At 67.3% G+C, this 17,798-nt stretch carries 15 protein-coding genes; 9 read left to right on the top strand and 6 right to left on the bottom strand.

The genetic code is table 11. From position 1 onward, the window contains the following. Positions 1 to 40: 40 nt before the first annotated feature. Together ACN2C8_RS05490 and ACN2C8_RS05485 are read right to left on the bottom strand one after the other, a co-directional pair. On the bottom strand, positions 41 to 658 hold the full coding sequence (locus ACN2C8_RS05490; RefSeq protein WP_419254824.1) for a glutathione S-transferase family protein: 618 nt from the start codon (positions 656 to 658) through the stop codon (positions 41 to 43). 61 nt (positions 659 to 719) lie between these two features. Further along, positions 720 to 2,000, bottom strand: coding sequence for a NupC/NupG family nucleoside CNT transporter (locus ACN2C8_RS05485; RefSeq protein WP_419254823.1), 1,281 nt, complete (start codon positions 1,998 to 2,000; stop codon positions 720 to 722). Between the two features lie 395 nt (positions 2,001 to 2,395). Here ACN2C8_RS05485 and ACN2C8_RS05480 point away from each other — a divergent pair, with 395 nt between their 5' ends. The 3 genes from ACN2C8_RS05480 to ACN2C8_RS05470 are packed head-to-tail and all read left to right on the top strand — an operon-like array spanning position 2,396 to position 5,373. Further along, complete coding sequence (locus ACN2C8_RS05480) at positions 2,396 to 3,604, top strand: ABC transporter permease (RefSeq protein WP_419254822.1); 1,209 nt, start codon at positions 2,396 to 2,398, stop codon at positions 3,602 to 3,604. Continuing rightward, positions 3,601 to 4,350 carry an ABC transporter ATP-binding protein gene (locus ACN2C8_RS05475; protein ID WP_419254821.1) on the top strand — a complete coding sequence of 250 codons (750 nt, stop codon included), beginning with the start codon at positions 3,601 to 3,603 and terminating at the stop codon, positions 4,348 to 4,350. The genes ACN2C8_RS05480 and ACN2C8_RS05475 overlap by 4 nt, the downstream gene beginning before the upstream one ends. An 18-nt stretch (positions 4,351 to 4,368) precedes the next feature. Further along, entirely contained in the window at positions 4,369 to 5,373 is a 1,005-nt protein-coding gene (locus ACN2C8_RS05470; RefSeq protein ID WP_419254820.1) for an HlyD family secretion protein, read from the top strand. A 64-nt stretch (positions 5,374 to 5,437) separates the two neighbouring features. Here the strand turns inward: ACN2C8_RS05470 and ACN2C8_RS05465 are convergent, their stop codons facing one another. Then, positions 5,438 to 7,612, bottom strand: a complete 2,175-nt coding sequence (locus ACN2C8_RS05465; RefSeq protein WP_419254819.1) for a copper-transporting P-type ATPase — start codon at positions 7,610 to 7,612, stop codon at positions 5,438 to 5,440. Positions 7,613 to 7,809: 197 nt separating this feature from the next. On the opposite strand from ACN2C8_RS05465, the gene ACN2C8_RS05460 reads away from it, so the two are divergent. Next, positions 7,810 to 8,715 carry an SDR family NAD(P)-dependent oxidoreductase gene (locus tag ACN2C8_RS05460; RefSeq protein WP_419254818.1) on the top strand — a complete coding sequence of 302 codons (906 nt, stop codon included), beginning with the start codon at positions 7,810 to 7,812 and terminating at the stop codon, positions 8,713 to 8,715. Between the two features lie 58 nt (positions 8,716 to 8,773). Here the strand turns inward: ACN2C8_RS05460 and ACN2C8_RS05455 are convergent, their stop codons facing one another. Continuing rightward, entirely contained in the window at positions 8,774 to 9,886 is a 1,113-nt protein-coding gene (locus tag ACN2C8_RS05455) for a P-loop NTPase (RefSeq protein WP_419254817.1), read from the bottom strand. A 105-nt stretch (positions 9,887 to 9,991) separates the two neighbouring features. On the opposite strand from ACN2C8_RS05455, the gene hflK reads away from it, so the two are divergent. From hflK to ACN2C8_RS05440, 3 genes are read left to right on the top strand one after another with little or no spacing between them, the layout of a single operon-like run. Next, positions 9,992 to 11,080: an FtsH protease activity modulator HflK gene (gene hflK, locus ACN2C8_RS05450; RefSeq protein WP_419254816.1), complete on the top strand. Its 1,089-nt coding sequence runs from the start codon at positions 9,992 to 9,994 to the stop codon at positions 11,078 to 11,080. Continuing rightward, the gene (hflC, locus tag ACN2C8_RS05445) at positions 11,077 to 11,928 is read left to right on the top strand and encodes a protease modulator HflC (RefSeq protein WP_419254815.1); all 852 of its coding nucleotides are present in this window, start codon (positions 11,077 to 11,079) and stop codon (positions 11,926 to 11,928) included. Before hflK ends, hflC begins: the two co-directional genes overlap by 4 nt. 51 nt (positions 11,929 to 11,979) lie before the next feature. Beyond that, positions 11,980 to 13,017: a purine nucleoside permease gene (locus tag ACN2C8_RS05440; protein ID WP_419254814.1), complete on the top strand. Its 1,038-nt coding sequence runs from the start codon at positions 11,980 to 11,982 to the stop codon at positions 13,015 to 13,017. A 155-nt stretch (positions 13,018 to 13,172) separates the two neighbouring features. Here ACN2C8_RS05440 and ACN2C8_RS05435 read toward each other — a convergent pair whose 3' ends face one another. Continuing rightward, positions 13,173 to 13,682: a group I truncated hemoglobin gene (locus ACN2C8_RS05435; RefSeq protein ID WP_419254813.1), complete on the bottom strand. Its 510-nt coding sequence runs from the start codon at positions 13,680 to 13,682 to the stop codon at positions 13,173 to 13,175. Between the two features lie 11 nt (positions 13,683 to 13,693). Then, positions 13,694 to 14,578, bottom strand: coding sequence for a DUF3034 family protein (locus ACN2C8_RS05430; protein ID WP_419254812.1), 885 nt, complete (start codon positions 14,576 to 14,578; stop codon positions 13,694 to 13,696). Between the two features lie 150 nt (positions 14,579 to 14,728). On the opposite strand from ACN2C8_RS05430, the gene ACN2C8_RS05425 reads away from it, so the two are divergent. After that, positions 14,729 to 15,346, top strand: a complete 618-nt coding sequence (locus tag ACN2C8_RS05425; RefSeq protein ID WP_419254811.1) for a methylamine utilization protein — start codon at positions 14,729 to 14,731, stop codon at positions 15,344 to 15,346. Positions 15,347 to 15,355: 9 nt separating this feature from the next. Then, positions 15,356 to 17,701, top strand: coding sequence for a putative bifunctional diguanylate cyclase/phosphodiesterase (locus tag ACN2C8_RS05420; protein ID WP_419254810.1), 2,346 nt, complete (start codon positions 15,356 to 15,358; stop codon positions 17,699 to 17,701). Positions 17,702 to 17,798 lie beyond the last annotated feature (97 nt).

Here is a 17,798-nt window from a genome sequence, read left to right as displayed (position 1 = left end):
CCGGCCACCTCCCCCGGAGGGGGAGGATCTACCTTGATCGCTAGACCCCCGCCTTGGCTGCCGGGCGCTCCATCATCGCCGTCAGCCAGCGCCCAACATTCTCCAGCTCCGCATCCGGCCGAAACTTGACCATCCGGGCAAAATCGATCCCCGTGACGGCCAGGATGTCGGCGATGGTCACCCGATCGGCGGCGATGAATTCGCTCTCGCCAAGCCGGCGGTCGAACACCTTCAGGGCGCGCTCGGCCGCCTTGCGGTTGGTCTCGGCGATTTCAGGCACCTGGGTCTCGATGGCGGCCAGAGCGGGATGGCCATGCCGCACGGCCATCATCAGCGGCGTCGACAGCAGCATCTCCGAGCGGCGAGTCCACATCTCGATGACGGCGATCTCGCGGGCGTCGCGCCCGAACAGGTTCGGCTCGGGATAGACGCTTTCCAGATAGCGGCAGATCGCCACCGACTCGGTGATGGTGGTGGCCTCGTCGATCTCCAGGGCCGGCACATTGGGCAGACCGGCCTTGGCGAGATAGTCGGGCGATCGATGCTGACCGCCGAAGATGTCGATGTCGACGATCTCGACGTCCTCGATGCCCTTCTCGGCCATGAACCAGCGGACCCGGCGAGGATTGGGGGCGCGGCGGCTGTCATAGAGTTTCATACGAAAATCCTCCCGGCTTTTGACCGGGAGGATGATCGTGTTTCCCAAGGGAAGGAAAGCCCTACAGCCCGAACAGCTCGCGCGGCATCAGGCCGATCAGCGAGCCGGTCAGGCAGGTGGCCAGGAATCCGGCCATCATCGCCTTCCAGACCAGGCCCAGCACCTCTTGCCGGCGCTCGGGCACCAGCACGCTGAAGCCGGCCACGTTCATGCCGACCGAGCCGATATTGGCAAAGCCGCACAGGGCGTAGGTCATGATCATCCGGGTGCGCTCGTCCAGCAGGGCGGCGCCCGTCTGGGACATCTGGATGAAGGCCGTGAACTCGGTGAGGATCAGCTTGACGCCCAGCAGGCCGCCGGCGGTGCCGGCTTCCTTCCAGGGGATGCCCATCGACCAGGCCAGGGGCGCGAAGACCACGCCCAGGCCACGCGCGATGCTCAGCGGCTGGCCGCCGACCTCGGGCAAGGCGGCCAGACCCTTGTCGACCATGGTGGCCAGGGCCACGAAGACGATCAGGGTGGCGCCGATGTTGAGGGCGATCTGCAGGCCGTCGGTCGTGCCCTTCATGACGGCGTCGATCGAGCTGCCATAGGTCTTGTCGTCGATGTTGAGGTCCAGGCTGGAGACCTTTTCCATCGGATCGGCCGGCACGATGATCCGGGCCAGCAATACGCCGGCCGGGGCCGAGATGATCGAGGCGGTCAGCACGTGGGCGGCGGCGTTGGGCAGGACATCGGCCAGGATGGTGACATAGGCCACCATGGTCGAGCCGCTGACGCAGGCCATGCCGACCGCGATCAGCATGAACAGTTCAGATCGCGACAGCTTGTCGAGATAGGCGCGGATGAAGATCGGGCCCTCGATCTGGCCCATGAAGATGGTGGCGGCGGTGGCCAGGGCCGGCGGGCCGCGCAGGCCCAGGGTCTTTTGAAACACAAAGCCAAAGCCCTGCGCCGCCCATTTGAGGATCTTCCAGTGCCACAGCAGCGCCGACAGGGCGCAGACCACCAGGATCACCGGCAGGACGCGGAAGGCGAAGATGAAGCCCAGGCCCGGATTACTGACCGGATAGGGCTGATCGCCGCCCGCCAGGAAGCCGAAGATGAACATGGTGCCGGCCTGGGTCGAGGCCGACAGGCCCTCAACCGCGCCATTGACGCCGCGCAGCAGCGTCTGGGCCTGGGGCAGTCCGAACAGCAGCAGCACGAGGCCGACCTGGACGACGATGGCGCCGATGGCCAGCACCCAGGGGAAGCGCTTGCGATTCTCGGAGACCAGCCAGCAAAGGGCGAGGGTGAGCGCCAGACCCGCGAGGGCTTGAACGTTCTCGGGACGAAACATCAAGACAGAAGAACCTTTGAACTAGGCGACACCCCCGCGACGTCAGCCAAGGGCCGAGATTGACACCAAGTTTACACTTCTAGGCAAGCGGCTTGCGCGCTGCCCGCCGAAGGAACGCCGTTGTGCCGCGTTGTAAGGCGGCGCTTACCGCCAAACTCGCCAGCCCCTGCGCGGTGCGGGCCTTGTGAGCAAGGCGCTTCCAACGGCAGGATTCTCGTAGCCGCGACGACCAAAGAGCCGGCGGCGGGGCCCCGGAAGCTGACCGGATTCAGGCCTTGCGCCGCCTATCCGCGTCGCAACGAGACGCTGCACAAATTGCCTTACCCCGATTTAACTTGGCCGCTGGAGGAACGCCGGTCATTGCTGCAACCCTTGATTGGGGGAGCATTTTTCGCATGTCGCTGGCCTTGGCCACCTTGCTTTACGAGTGGCGTCGATACATGGCGGCCGTGGTCGCCTTGGCGTTCTCGGGTCTTCTGGTGCTGGCCCAGGTCGGCATGTTCGTCGGCATCGGCAAGGGCTTCACCGCCCAGATCGACCGGGCGCGCGCCGACATCATGGTGCTGGGCCCCGGCGCCAAGGCGCTGTTCGGCGGTCCCTCGGGCCTGCCGCGCCGCATGATCCCGCTGGTCTACAGCCACCCCGAAGTGACCCAGGTCGCGCCGCTCGACGGCTCCGGCGGCCGCTTCCAGAACATCCTGAGCCCCGAAGAGCAGGCCAAGATTGACGCCCGCACCAAGGCCGCCGCCAAGGGCGGCAAGCCGGCCGGCGGCGAAGGCGGCGGTCGCAAGACCGAGTTCGTCAACGTCACCGTGATCGACGCCATTCCGGGCTATGTCACCGTGCCGACCGACTACACCCAGGCGATGGTCGAGGCCCTGCGCCAGCCCTATGCCGTGGCCGTCGACCAGACCGCGCTGAAGCGCCTAGGCGTCAAGAAGGGCGACAAGGCGATCTATAACGGCAAGACGATTACGATCGCCGTGGTCACCACCGGTTATCCCAACATCATCCAGCCCACCCTGGTGATGTCACGCGACACCCTGCGGATGCTGGGCGAGGCCGATACCGGCCCGCGCGTCGCACCCCTGATGGTTCAAATTCGCGATCCGGCCCGCGCCGAGATCGTCGCCGCCCAGCTGAACAAAAAAGGCGACGGCAAGTTCCGCGCCTGGACCCGTCAGGAACTGGCCGACGCCAATTCCAGCGCCATGCTGGATGACCAGATTATCGGCATCATGCTGGGCTTCTCGGCGTTCCTGGGCCTGCTGATCGGCGTCGCCATCACCTGGCAGACCCTGCGCGGCGCGATCATGGCCAATATCAAGGAGTTCGCCTCGCTGCGCGCCTTGGGCGTGTCGATGGGCGACCTGCGCAACATCGTCATGGAGCTGTCCTTCTGGGTCGGTATCGTCGGGGTCGGCGCGGCGGGCCTGCTGACCTGGCTGGTCACCCTGCTGGCCGCCGCCGGCGGCGTGCCGATGTTCTTCCCGCCCAGCCTGATCATCATCGTCGCGGTCTTCCTCGTGATCATCGCCATGCTCTCCGGCTTTCTGTCGCTGGGCATCCTGAAGAACAGCCAACCCGCGGACCTGCTGCGATGAGCAACGATCACAGCCACCTGCGCGGCCAGAGCGCCCTCTCGGCCCAGGGTATCGTCAAGCGCTTCAAGACCGGCCGCACCTTCGTCGAGGTGCTCAAGGGCGTGGACTTCGACGCCCGGCACGGCGACGTGACCATGGTCATGGGCCCCTCGGGCTCGGGCAAGTCGACCCTGGTGGCGGCGCTATCGGGGCTGCTCAAGCCCGACGAGGGCAAGGTCACCGCGCTGGAGGCCAATGACCTGTGGTCGCTGTCGGCCGGCAAGATCGACAAGTTCCGCCTCGACCACTGCGGTTTCATCTTCCAGGGCTTCAACCTGTTCCCGGCTCTCACCGCCAAGCAGCAGGTGATGACCGTCCTGAAGTATCAGAACGTGGGTCCCGGCGAGGCCTCGCGCCGCGCCCAGGCGGCGCTGGAGTCGGTGGGTCTGGGCCCGCGCGTCAATCAGCGGCCTTCAGAACTGTCGGGCGGCGAGAAGCAGCGTGTGGCCATCGCTCGCGCCCTGGCCAAGAACCCGAACCTGATCTTCGCCGACGAGCCGACCTCGGCCCTCGACGGCAAGAGCGGTGAAATCGTCATCAAGCTGCTGCGCGCCGCCGCCACCGAGCGTGGCGCGGCGGTGATCTGCGTCACCCACGACCCGCGGTTGGAGGCCTATGCCGACCGCGTCATCCACATAGAAGACGGCCGGATCCTGGACGACGTGCGTAGAACGCCCGACGCCAATCCCGGTCCGCTCAGCCACTGATTTCTGGGGGAAACTGATATGTTCGGCTTTTTGCGCCGCCCGATGTTCTGGATCGTTATCGTCGTGCTCGCCGCTGGCGGCGGCGGGTTTTTCTACATGCAAGGCCAGGCGGCCGAGAAAAAGAAGGCGCTCGAAGCCGCCGCCAAGATGGAGGAACCCTCCCCCTACGCGGCCATCGCCAACGGCAAGGCTGACGTCGAAGGCGGCATTATCCAGGTCGCCGCCCGTCGCGGCGGCGTGGTCGAGGCCGTCTATGTCCAGGAAGGCGACGTGGTCGTGAAAGACCAGATCCTGGCCCGCCAGCAGAGCGACGAGGGCCGCCTCACGGTCGAACGCGCCAGCGCTGAAGTGGCCCAGGCTCGCGCCATGATGAACGCCACCCGCGTCCAGTTGACCACGGCCCAACGCGAGCATGCGCGTCTCAGCAAGCTGAGCGCCAGCAACTTCGTGGCCGGCACGCGCGTCGATGCGGCGTCAGACGCCATCGCCAACGCGCGCGCCAACCTGGGCGCCCAGCAGGCCCAGGTCGCCACCGCCCTCGCCCGCAAGAACGAGGCCCAGTACAATCTTGAACTGACGGTGATCCGCGCGCCGATGAACGGCCGCATCGCCCGCCGCTACGCCAATCCCGGCGCCGGCGCCTCGACCCTGAACGTGTCCAACATGTTCGACCTCGAGCCCGACACCCAGCGCATCGTCCGCGCCGAGATCGTCGAGGCCGACATCCCCAATGTCGCCAATGGTCAGGAAGTCGAAATCCAGCCCGAAGGCGATCCCGACAAGGTCTATATCGGCAAGGTCCTGCGCCGCGCCGCCGTCTTCGGGGCCCGCAAGCTGGCCTCCGACGATCCCAGCCAGCGCAGCGACGAGCGCGTGGTTGAGGTGGTGGTCAGCGCCGACGGCGCCCCCCTGCTGGTCGGCCAGCGCGTGCTGGTCAAGTTCATGAAGCCCGGCAAGAAGGCCGGCGTGAAGCGTGACAAGCCGACCACGCCCGTCGGCGGCGGCATGACTAAGCCGAAATAGCCATACAGCGTCCAGAGACCACGAGGCGCCGGGCGGTTCTCCGCCCGGCGTTTTTCGTTGGGGCTCAGGCCTTCCAGGCCCTCAGTCGCAGCGCATTGCCGATCACGCTGACCGAACTGAGCGCCATTGCCAGGGCCGCCAGCTGCGGCGTCAGGGTCAGGCCGAAGGCTGGATACAGCACCCCTGCCGCGATCGGCACGCCGGCGGCGTTGTAGGCGAAGGCGAAGGCCAGGTTCTGGCGGATGTTGCGCATCACCGCCCGCGACAGCGAGCGCGCCCGGACCACGCCCATCAGGTCGCCGTTCAGCAGGGTAACGCCGGCCGCCTCCATCGCCACATCGGCGCCGCCGCCCATGGCGATGCCGACATCGGCCGCAGCCAGGGCCGGAGCGTCATTGACGCCATCCCCCGCCATGGCCACCGAGGCGCCCTCGGCCCTAAGCCGTTCGACGACGTGGGCCTTGCGGTCCGGCAGCACCCCGGCCTCCACCTCATCGATGCCCAGAGCGCGAGCCACGGCCATGGCGGTGACCTGATTGTCGCCGGTCATCATCAGCACGCGAACGCCCTGGTCCTTCAGCGCCTTGATCGCCGCCCGGCTGGACGGGCGGATGGGATCCTTGATCGCCAACAGCCCAGCGGCCGCACCGTCCAGGGCCACGAAAACGACCGTCGCCCCCTCGCCTCTCAGCGCCTCGGCGCGCTTGGCCAGATCGCCGACCGCGATCGTCAGATCGGCCATATAGGGCTCGGCCCCGATCGCGACGCGGCGGCCCTCGACCAGACCGGTCACGCCGCGCCCCACGGGCGAGTCGAACCCGGCGACCTCGGCCAGGGAAAGCTTGCGCGCCTCGGCGGCCTCGACGATGGCCTTGCCCAGCGGATGCTCGCTGCCGCGTTCCAGGCTGGCGGCCAAGCGCAGGAGCTCGTCCTCATCCAGTCCGGAGGTCTGGATGGCGCTGAGCACGGGTCGGCCTTCGGTAAGTGTGCCGGTCTTGTCGACCACCAGCACATCGATGCGCTCCAGCCGCTCCAGCGCCTGGGCGTCCTTCAGCAGGATGCCCGCCTGGGCGCCGCGCCCGACGCCGACCATGATCGACATCGGCGTGGCCAGTCCCAGGGCGCAGGGGCAGGCGATGATCAGCACGCCCACGGCCGCGACCAGGGCGTTGGCCAAGCGCGGCTCGGGGCCGACCAGCGCCCAGGCCGCGAAGGCCAGGACGGCGGCGGCGAGCACGATGGGTACGAACCAGGCCGCGACCCGGTCGGCCAGCCGCTGGATCGGCGCCTGCGACCGCTGGGCCTGGGCGACCATGGCCACGATCCGCGACAGCAGGGTATCGGCCCCGACCCGCTGGGCCTGCATGACAAAGCCCCCGCTCTTGTTGATTGCCCCGCCGACCAGCAGAGAACCCGGCGCCTTGAGCACCGGCATCGACTCGCCGGTCACCATGGCCTCGTCGACATGGCCGCGCCCCTCCAGCACCACGCCGTCGACGGGGATCTTCTCGCCCGGCCTGACCCGCAGCCGGTCGCCCACCAGAATGGCGTCGATGCCGACCTCGGCGTCCTGGCCATCGGCGCCGATGCGCCGGGCCGTGCGCGGAGCCAGATCCAGCAGGGCGCGGATGGCGCCCCCGGTGCGCTCGCGGGCCCGCAATTCCAGCACCTGGCCCAGCAGCACCAGGACGGTAATCACCGCCGCGGCCTCGAAATAGACCGGAGCCTGTCCATGATGGCCCTTGAAGCTGGCGGGCAGCAGATCCGGCGCCAGGGTCGCAACCAGCGAATAGAGATAGGCAGACCCGGTCCCCAGGGCGATAAGGGTGAACATGTTGAGGCTGCGCGCCAGGATCGACGCCCAGCCGCGCTGGAAGAACGGCCAGCCCGCCCACAGCACCACCGGCGAGGCCAGGGCCAGCTGGATAAAGGCGTTGGCGTGGTCACCCCAAGGCGGCATGAAGCCGAACAGGTGCGCGCCCATGTCCAGCACGAAGACCGGCGCCGTCAGCACCAGCCCGAACCAGAAGCGACGGGTCATCTCGCCCAGCTCGGCATTGGGCGCCGCGTCCAGCGTGGGGGTTTCGGGCTCAAGGGCCATGCCGCAAAGCGGACAGGCGCCGGGACCGACCTGGCGCACCTGCGGGTGCATCGGACAGGTGTAGAAAGATCCAATCGCGACGGGCCTCGGCGCCGCGCCTCTGGGAGCGTGGGCGGGGTGTAGCGGATGGTCAGGCATAGCGAGTTTCTCCTGGCGTCCGGCCATCGCCATATGCCTCTGCGGCCCATGACACTGTGATCAGGATCAAGGCTCGGACACGGAACGCCTGAGCGGCGCAAAACGTCAGGGCCGCACGGCGCCGGCGCCCTTGACGCCTCCCCTCCCGCGCCGCACAAACGCGCCAAACCAAACACGCGTTTGAGGGAGACTAGGGCATGTCGAACATCCGTTTTGACGGCAAGGTGGCGATCGTTACGGGCGCAGGTGGTGGCCTGGGTCGACAGCACGCCCTGGAACTGGCCCGTCGCGGCGCCAAGGTGGTGGTCAACGACCTGGGCGGCAGCGTCGACGGTTCAGGCGGCTCGTCCGCTGCCGCCATGGCGGTCGTCGATGAGATCAAGGCCCTTGGCGGCGAAGCCATTGCCCACGGCGCCTCGGTGACGGACGACGCCGGCGTCGCCGACATGGTCAAGACCACCATGGAGACCTGGGGCCGCATCGACATCCTGATCGCCAATGCCGGCATCTTGCGCGACAAGACCCTGACCAAGATGGAGCTGGCCGACTTCGAGCTAGTCATGCAGGTCCACGTCTGGGGCACCTTCAAGCCGATCAAGGCGGTCTGGGACATCATGAAAGCCCAGAGCTATGGCCGCATCGTCGTGACGACCTCGTCCTCGGGCATGTACGGCAATTTCGGCCAGTCCAATTACGGCGCGGCCAAGATGGCGGTGCTGGGCCTGATGAACACCCTCAAGCTCGAGGGCCAGAAGAACAATATCCACATCAACGCCATCAGCCCGGTCGCCGCCACCCGCATGACCGAGGGCCTGATGCCGCCCGAAGTGCTGGCCAAGCTGGCGCCCGAGGCGGTCACGCCAGGCGTGATGTATCTGGTCTCCGACGAAGCCCCGACCGGCGCGATCCTGACCGCCGGCGCCGGCGCCTTCGCCCTGACGCGCCTCTATGAGACCGAAGGCGTCTATCTCAGCGACGGCGAACTTTCGGCCGAGGGCATCCGCGACCACTGGAGCCAGATCACCGCCGAAGACGGCCAGAAGGCCTATTTCAATGGCGGCGAGCAGGGCCAGAAGTTCTTCCGCAAGATGGCTGGCGGCTAACGCTTCCGACATGACCATATGAAGCGGGGCCCTTGTGGCCCCGTTTCTTTGCCCGGAGCTAGCCCTTCAGCCCGGCCCATAGCGTCGCAGCGGCGCCCGAGAACGCCTTGGCTGCAGCGCTGTCTGGCTTGCCCAGCACCACAGGAACCCCGCCGTCGCCGCCTTCGCGGACGGCGATTTCGATGGGAACTTCCGCCAGAACCGGCACGCCCAGCACCCTGGCCTCGGCCACGCCGCCGCCGGAACCGAAGATCGGGATCGCGGCGCCGGTCGAAGGGTCGGCGAAGAAGGCCATGTTCTCGATCAGGCCCAGGATCCGGGTGGCGGTCTTGCCGAACATGATCGCGGCGCGGCGCGCGTCGATCAGGGCGATCTCCTGCGGCGTGGTGACCAGCACGGCGCCGTCGATGCGCAGTTTCTGCACGAGGGTCAGCTGCACGTCGCCGGTGCCCGGCGGCAGGTCGACCACCAGGATATCGAGCGGCTCGGCTTCCGAGCCCCAGGCAACCTCGTGGATCATCTGGCGGACGGCCGACGAGGCCATGGGACCGCGCCAGATCATCGCCTTGTCTTCGTCGACCATGAAGCCGATCGACATGATCTTGATCCCGTGGGCCTCCAGGGGCTGAAGTTTGCCGTCCTCGAAGCTGGGTTCGCCATTGACGCCCATCATGCGCGGACCGGACGGGCCATAGATGTCAGCGTCCAGCAGGCCGACCTTCAGGCCCATGGCGTGGAAGGCGCAGGCCAGGTTGGTGGCGACGGTGGACTTGCCCACCCCGCCCTTGCCGGAGGCCACGGCGATGACGTGTTTCACATGGGCGGGCTTTTCGGCTTCCGGCGGCGGGACCATGCGGGCCTTCGGATCCTCAGACACCTTGGCGCCCTTGCGCACCCGGGTCGCGCCCTCGGCGGCCTGAGCGGTCAGCACCACCTGGGCGACATCGACCCCCGGCAGGTCGGCGAGGGTCTTCTCGGCGGCCTCGCGGACAGGCGCATAGGCGGCCGTCTTGGCGACCGGGACCTCCAGCATGAAGCCGGCGCGACCATTGCGGACCACCAGGCCCTGCACCAGTCCGGCGGCCACAAGTCCCTGCCCGGTCAACGGATCGACGATGAGATCCAGGGCCGCGCGGGCCTCGTCGAGGGTGGTGGAAGCGGCGCCGGTCACGTCTATGTCTTGCCTTGTGGGGTGGGGGTCCTCATATCCGCGTGTGGGGAACGATTTACAATCCCCGCTGAAAAATCAAAATCCGACGGGAAGACAACGCCGCCCATGCCTTGGAACGACAATGCCGGCCCTGGTCCCTGGGGTTCTCCGCCGCCGAATGGCGACAAGGACAACACGCCGCGCCCTGGTCCGCGCCGCCCATCGGGCGGACCTCGCGATCCCCAGACCCCGATCGACCTGAACCAGGTGATCGAAGATCTGACCGCGCGCCTGCGCGGCTACTTTCAGGGTCCTGACCGGCCCCGCGCCATCGCCACGGCGGCCGGCGCCGTCGTCGCCCTGTGGGCAGTGACAGGCGTCTATGTCGTCCAGCCCAACCAGCAGGGCGTCGTCAGCACCTTCGGCGCCTTCTCGCGTGTCGCCAATCCGGGCCTGCGCTATCACCTTCCCTTCCCGGTCGAGACCGTCGAAAAGGTCTCGGTCAGCGAGATCCGCACGACCGACATCGGCGCCACCGGCACGGACGGTGGCGAAGAGCGCCTGATGCTGACCAGCGACGAGAACATCGTCGACCTGGCCTTCTCGGTGCAGTGGCGGGTGTCTGACGCCCCCAAGTACCTGTTCAATGTCCGCGATCCCGACAGCGTGATCCGCGCCGTCGGCGAGAGCGCCATGCGCGAGGTGGTCGGCAAGACCGCCCTGACCCCCATCCTGACCACCGGCCGCGGCCAGCTTCAGCTGGAGGCTGAGGTCCTGATGCAGCAGATCCTGGATCGCTATGACGCCGGGGTCTTCGTCGAAAGCGTGCAGATCCAGACGGCCACCCCGCCGCCGCCGGTCATCGACGCCTTCCGCGACGTGCAGCGCGCCAGCCAGAACGCCCAGTCGGCCGCCAACGTGGCGCGCGGCCGGAGCGCCGAGATCGTCCAGCAGGCCAAGGGCTATCGCGAACAGGTCGTGCGCGAAGCGGCCGGTGAAGCCGCCCGCTTCAACCAGATCTATGACCAGTACAAGCTGGCCCCGGCCGTGACGCGCGAGCGCCTCTATCTTGAGACCATGCAGCGCGTGCTGGCCAATTCGAACAAGGTCATCATCGACAGCAAGGGCGCCAGCGCCCCGGTGATCCTGCCGCCCGACGCGTTCCGTCCGCGGACCGCCACCGTGGTCAAGTCCATCGACGGAGCCGCCCAATGATCCGTCCGCAAAACCGTCTCACCGCCCTCGGCGCCGCCGCCGGCGCCCTGCTGGTCCTGCTGGGGTCGACCGTCTATCAGGTCGATCAGCGCCATCAGGCCCTGGTCATCCGCTTCGGCGACCCGATCCGCGTGGTCCGTACGCCGGGCCTGCACCTGAAGGCGCCGTTCCTGGATCGCGTGGTCAAGTTCGACAACCGCAACATCGCCCTGAACGCCGACCAGGAAGAGGTGATCGCCGCCGACCAGGAGCGCCTGGTGGTCGACGCCTTCGTCCGCTACCGGATCAGCGACCCGCGCCAGTTCTACAAGACCCTGGGCGATGAGACGAAGGCCAAGGACCGGCTGGAACGCATCGTCAACGCCTCGCTGCGCCAGACCATCGGCCGGGCCAATTCCGAGGAAGTGATCGCCGGCAAGCGCGCCGTGGTCATGGCCGCCATCCGCGACGAGGTCGGCCGCCAGGTGAAGGCTTCCGATCTGGGCGTCCAGATCATCGACGTGCGCATCCGCCGCGCCGACCTGCCCGAGGCCAACCAGAAGGCGGTGTTCGAGCGCATGCAGACCGCCCGCCAGCAGGAAGCGGCCCAGCTGCGCGCCATCGGCGAGCAGCAGAAGCGCGAGATCGTGGCGACCGCCACCGAGGAAGGCGAAAAGATCCGGGGCGAGGGCGACGCCCGCCGCGCCGAGCTGTTCGCGTCCAGCTTCGGCCGGGACCCCAACTTCGCGGCCTTCTATCGCTCGATGCAGGCCTATGAGGCGTCGCTTGGTCAGGGAGACGCCACCCTGGTGCTTTCCCCCGACAGCGCCTTCTTCAAGTACTTCCAGCGCGGACCGCAAGCGCAGTAAGAACCAGGGCCGCGAGATTCTCTCGCGGCCCTTTTTCTTTCGAGGAAGACCATGCGTCGTCTCGCGGTTCTCGCCTGTCTTTTCGCGTGCCTGGCTTCAGCGCCCGCCCTTGCCGCGCCGCTTGAGGTTCGCGTGGTTGTGGTCACCGCCTTCGAGATCGGCGAGGACACCGGCGACAAGGCCGGAGAGTTCCAGGCCTGGGCCCAGATCATGCCGCAGAAGATCCCGTTCAAGACGGGGTTCCGCGACCTGCGTTACGATCCGGCCCGCAAGGTGCTGCTGCTGTCGACCAGCATGGGCACCAACCGCGCGGCGATCTCGACCCTGGCCCTGGGCCTTGATCCGCGCTTTGACCTCTCCAAGAGCTACTGGCTGATTGCGGCCATCGCCGGCGTCAATCCCAACCAGGGCTCGGTGGGTTCGGCGGCCTGGATCGGCGCGGTGATCGACAGCGACTTCGGCTACATGATCGATCCGCGCGAGACGCCCAAGGCGTGGGCGATCGGCCAGATCCCCTTCCATCGCAAGGCGCCCTATGAGGGCCCGCCTGCGGCCGATAGCGAGAATCTGTTCCCGCTGAACCTGGCCCTGCGCGACTGGGCCTTCGACCTGACGCGCGACGCGGCCATTGCCGACAACGACGCCCTCAAGGCCCTGCGCGCGCCCTATGTCGGCCTGCCCAAGGCCCAGACGCCGCCGATGGTGCTGAAGGGTGACGAGGTCAGCGGCCAGGCCTTCTGGCACGGCGAGATCCTCAACCGCCACTACGAGGCCTGGGCCAACTACTGGACCGGAGATCAGGACGGCTTTGTGATGACCGGCATGGAGGACACCGGCGTCCTGGCCGCCATCGACGCCCTGGGCCGCGCGAACCGCGCCGACCCCCGGCGCGTGCTGGTTCTGCGCACGGCCAGCAATTACACCACCCAGCCCCCCGGCGGCGACGCGGCGACCAACCTGCTGGGCGAGCAGACCGGCGTTCCGGCCCTGCAATCCTCGCTCGACGCGGCCTTCAAGGTCGGCGGCGTGGTGGTGGATGAGCTGGCGAAGAACTGGCCGCGCTATGCGGACGCGGTGCCGGGGAAATAGATCTCCGCACAAACCTCCGCTCTTCCCGGCGAAAGCCGGGACCCAGATTCAGCCTGAGCGTTCGGGGATGACGCGCCGTTTGGCTTGGCCAAGGCGACAGTCCGCCTGGGGCTCGATATGGACCCCGGCATTCGCCGGGGAGAGCGGCATTTGGACTACCGCTCCACCACGCCGCGCTGCATCGGGGCTAGCTTGGCCAGCAGCTTGTTCTGGGCGAAGAAGGGCACGCCCTCCTGCTCCATCGCCCACTGCAGGTTTTCGACCATGGCGTTGAAGTCCCGGTTGGTGACGCCCATGTCCTTGTGGACGCTTTTCATGTCCCGGCCGGTATAGTCGCAGCCGCCGCCCAGCGCGTAGCAGAACTGCTCGGCCAGGGTCCGCTTCAGGCGGGGAACGTCGGTGGTGGCGAAGATCTCCTTGATGCGCGGGTCGGCCAGGCTGCGATCGACCATGTCGGCCGCGATGCGCGCCAGGCCGTCCTTGCCATGAAAGGACTCAAACACCCTGGTGTCGGTCAGGGGCGTCGCGTGCGCATTGGCGTTGGACTGCGCATAGGGATCGACCGGCTGCTCACCGGGCGGAACGGCGTCCTGCGCCAGGGCGGCGCCGGCGAGGCCAAGGGTGATGACGGCGGCCAGGGCCGCGCTCTGGGTGAAACGAGACATCGAGCGCTTTCCTAGAAGCCGGCCTGCAGCGAGAGATACAGGCCTCGCTGATCCTTGAACGTGGCGATGTCGCCCAGATCGACATAGGCAGCCGTCACCGACACCGTCTTGTTGATCGCATAGGCGGCGAACAGGTCGACCCAGTCATCCTCCCTGGCGAAGCCAAGGTTGCTGGGCTTGGTGCGGTATTCGGCCCCGACCATCAGGCGTTTGCTGAGCAGCACACCGGCCGAGCCCTCAAACTGGGCCCTGTAGCGGTCGTTCTTGTCGCCGCCGAAGCCCAGCAGACCAGTCTGGTTGGCCTTGGTCAGGCGCACCGCGCCGCTCAGGACGAGGCTCTTGTCCAGCAGCAGCTTGGTAGCCGCAACATAGTAGTCGACGCCGCTGTCATGCTGCCCGCCGACAGTCTTGATGATGGCGTCCTGATTGTTCTTCTTGAACTGCGCGCCGACCGAGACCTGCGGCACCCAGCTGTCCTGCTCATAGACGGCGTCGCCCAGCACCCGCAGCTTGGCGCCGATGATGTCCTGCCTGAAGGTGAAACCCTTGCCCAGGCCCAGCTTGGTGCCCGTGGCACCGGTGTCGAATTCCTGACGCGCGACCGACAGCTCCACCCGGTCGTACAGGCCGATCGCGGCCCCCGCAGAGCGCAGCTGATAGTCGGAAACATCCACCTGGGTCACGTGGACCTTGCCGCCGACGCCATTGCGGGTCTCGTTGCCGGCAACAACGCCCCAGGTGGCGATGCCGCCGCCCGCCCCGCCTTCAAGGGCGCTGACGCCGCCGGTCAGCAACAGCTTGCCGCCGGTCTCGATCTCGGCCGCCGTCGCGCCGCTGGCCAGGACTGCGGCCATGACACAGCCAAAAGCCGGAATGGTCTTATAGTGAAGCTTCATCTGGCTCTGGACCCGGCGACAGTTCAGTCAGCGAGGGTCGTTCAGAAGACTTTACAGAACCTTTCAGCTTAACCCTGTATCTCGACAAGATGTCGCGCCAAGACACGCGCGTTAACGGTGATTTCATTCGCGAGACGCTAGTTGTGTGTGATGAAACTCGTCATTTCACTTCTCGTCACGGTACTGATGAGCGGCGCCGCCTGGGCCGGCAGCCTGACCGTCACGGTGCGCGGCGCCGACGGCAAGCCCGTTCCCGATGCGGTCGTAACAGTCCATCCCGGCGGCCAGCCCAGTCGTGGACCAATCAAGTTCCCGTGGCCCTATCGGGTTGCCCAGCAGAACATCCAGTTCACGCCCTTCGTGCTGATCGCGCCAGCGGGCGCAGAGGTCTCGTTCCCTAATCTCGATAAGGTGCGCCACCACGTCTATTCCTTCTCGGGCGGCAACAAGTTCGAGCTGAAACTCTACGGCCGTGAAGAGAACCGCACCGTCAAAATGCCCGCTGTCGGCGTGGCCGCGATCGGCTGCAACATCCACGACCAGATGGTCAGCTTCATCAAGGTGGTCGACACCCCCTATGCGGCCAAGAGCGACGACGCCGGTGTGGCGACGATCCGTGACATCCCGTCGGGCCCCGTCGTGGTGCGGATCTGGCATCCGTATCTGCGTGGCATGAAAAACGAGAAGACCCTAACCACCACGACGATCGGCGGCGGTGACCTGCGCGAGTCCGTGTCGATCGAGTTGCGCGCTCCGGCGCACCCCTAGAGGACGGCCGTGTTCCATCGCCTCCAGACCAAGCTGACGGTGCTCTATGCCGGGCTGTTCGCCCTGGTGCTGAGTCTTGTCGCGGTGACGGTCTATCTGGCGATTGTCGGCAACGCACAGCAGGTGGTGCGCAAGGAACTGTCGGCCAGCGGCACGGTCTTCGACAGCGTCTGGGCGCTGCGGACCCAGCGCCTGCGCGACGGCGCCGATCTGCTGGCGCGCGACTTCGGTTTCCGGGCGGCCGTGGCCACCCATGATGTTCCGACCGTCGAGTCCGCCATCACCAATCTTCGCCAGCGCATGGGCCTGGACCTGGCCTTCATCGTCGGGGTCGATGGCGATGTGGTCGGCCTGGATCCGGCCCAGCTGGATCTCGAGAAACTGTGGACGGCGCTCGACACCGGAGACCGCGCCCAAGGCGTGTTCGTGGTCAATGGCGCGCCCTATCAGGTCATTTCGGCGCCGATCCTGGCCCCGACCCTGACCGGCTGGATCGTCTTCGCCGCCAAGCTGGACGACAGCGAAATGCGGGCCCTTGAGCGCCTGTCGGCTATCGAGCTGGACGCCCAGGTCTTTGACCGGCGCGGCGAAGGCTGGGTCACCGACGATGCGGGCTTCGACGCCCGGCGAGTCGGCGCCTATGTCGAGACAGCCCTGCGCGACAGGATCGCCGAGCCCAGCCTGCTGAAGGCCGGCGGGCAGAACGACCTGATCCTGGTCAAGCCGCTGAAAGCGCTGGGCCAGGACGGCGCCGCAGCGCTGGTCCTGCGCTATCCCATGGCCAAGGCCATGGCCCCGTATCGCCCCCTGTTCGCCGCCGTGATCATCGCCGGACTGATTGGCGCAGCCCTGGTGGTCGTCGCCAGCTGGGCCCTGTCGCGCGGCCTGGCCCGCCCGATCACCGCCCTGGACGCCGCCGCCTGCCGACTGCAGCGCGGCGAAGATGTCCGCGTTGAGGTGCAGACCCAGGACGAGATCGGTCGCCTGGCCAGCAGCTTCAACCTGATGGCCGCGGAGATCCGCGATCGCGAAGCCCGGATGATCCATCAGGCCCTGCACGACGAGGAAACCGGCCTGCCCAACCGTCGCGCCCTGGAGCGCGAGATCACCAGCCGCCTGGCCAGTGCGGCCGAGGGCGAGCAGGTGATCATCAGCGCCGTTGGCCTGGACCGCTTCACCTTCGTGCGCGGCGCCATCGGCTATTCGCTGGCGACCCAGCTGATCGCCGAACTGGGCGAGCGGATCACGGCCATCGCGCCGGGCCTGCTGGTCGGTCGCCTGACCACCTCGACCCTGTGCGTCGTCTCCAGCCTCACCGACCTGGCCTCCCTGACGCCACTGATCGAGGTCGAGGCAAAGGCGCTCGACAAGCCGATCCGCGTCGGCGGCGAACTGGTCGATGTGAGCCTGACCCACGGCCTGGCCGCCACCACGGCAGGCGCACTGGATGCGCCCAGGCTCATTGAGCAGGCGCTGATCGCCCTGGACCAGGGCCGCGCCGCCCATCGCAAGGTCATGCTGTTTGACCCTGTCGCCTATGGCGATCCGGCCGGCAACCTGTCGCTGATGAGCGACATGCTGGAGGGCGTGGCCACGGGCGCTCTGTTCCTCAATCACCAGCCCAAGCTGGATCTTCGCTCGGGCAAGATCACCGGCGTCGAGGCCCTGGTGCGCTGGAACCATCCGACGCGCGGCTTGATGCGTCCGGACCTGTTTGTGGAAATGGCCGAAGAGACCGGCCACATCCGCGCCCTGACCGACTTCGTCCTGACCCAGGCCATCGCCGACCAGAAGGCGCTACGCGCGGCCGGCCACGACGTGCTGATGTCGGTCAATGTCTCTGGCCGCCTGATCGACGACGCCGAGTTTGCCGATCGCGCCATCGAGCAAGTCACCCGCGAAGCCGCCCGCGTCTGTTTCGAGATCACCGAGACGGCTGTGATCGGCAATCCGGATGTCGCGCTGGGGGTTCTGGAACGCTTCGCGGCCGCCGGCATCCCGGTCTCGATCGACGATTATGGCTCGGGCCTGTCCTCCCTGGCCTATTTGAAGCAGATCCGCGCCGACGAGCTGAAGATCGACAAGGCCTTCGTGCTGTCGCTGCAGGCCGGCGGCAAGGACGCCCTGCTGGTCAAGTCGACCATCGACCTGGCCCACAGCCTGGGCATGAAAGTCACCGCCGAGGGCGTCGAGACCCGCGAAGCCCTGGCCGTGCTGCAACTGATGGGCTGCGATCTGGCGCAGGGCTATCACATCGCCAGGCCCATGGGGCTGGAGGCGCTGACCGCGTTCCTGGGGGGCTGGTCGATCGAGCTGCCAGCGGAAGTCGAGACGGACGCGCTGCGTAAGGCCTGAATAGCGCGTCATCCCGGGCCTGGCGCAGCGAAGACCCGGGACCGCTAAAGGCTCGGCGCTCCCGGCGGTCCCGGCTCGGCGCGCTTCGCACTTGGCC

It is taken from the genome of Caulobacter sp. ErkDOM-C (assembly GCF_048541825.1).
In the GTDB taxonomy this organism is placed as follows: Bacteria; Pseudomonadota; Alphaproteobacteria; order Caulobacterales; family Caulobacteraceae; genus Caulobacter.
The sequence above is the reverse complement of the archived record's forward strand: the minus strand, read 5'-3'. Positions and strand labels throughout refer to the sequence as shown.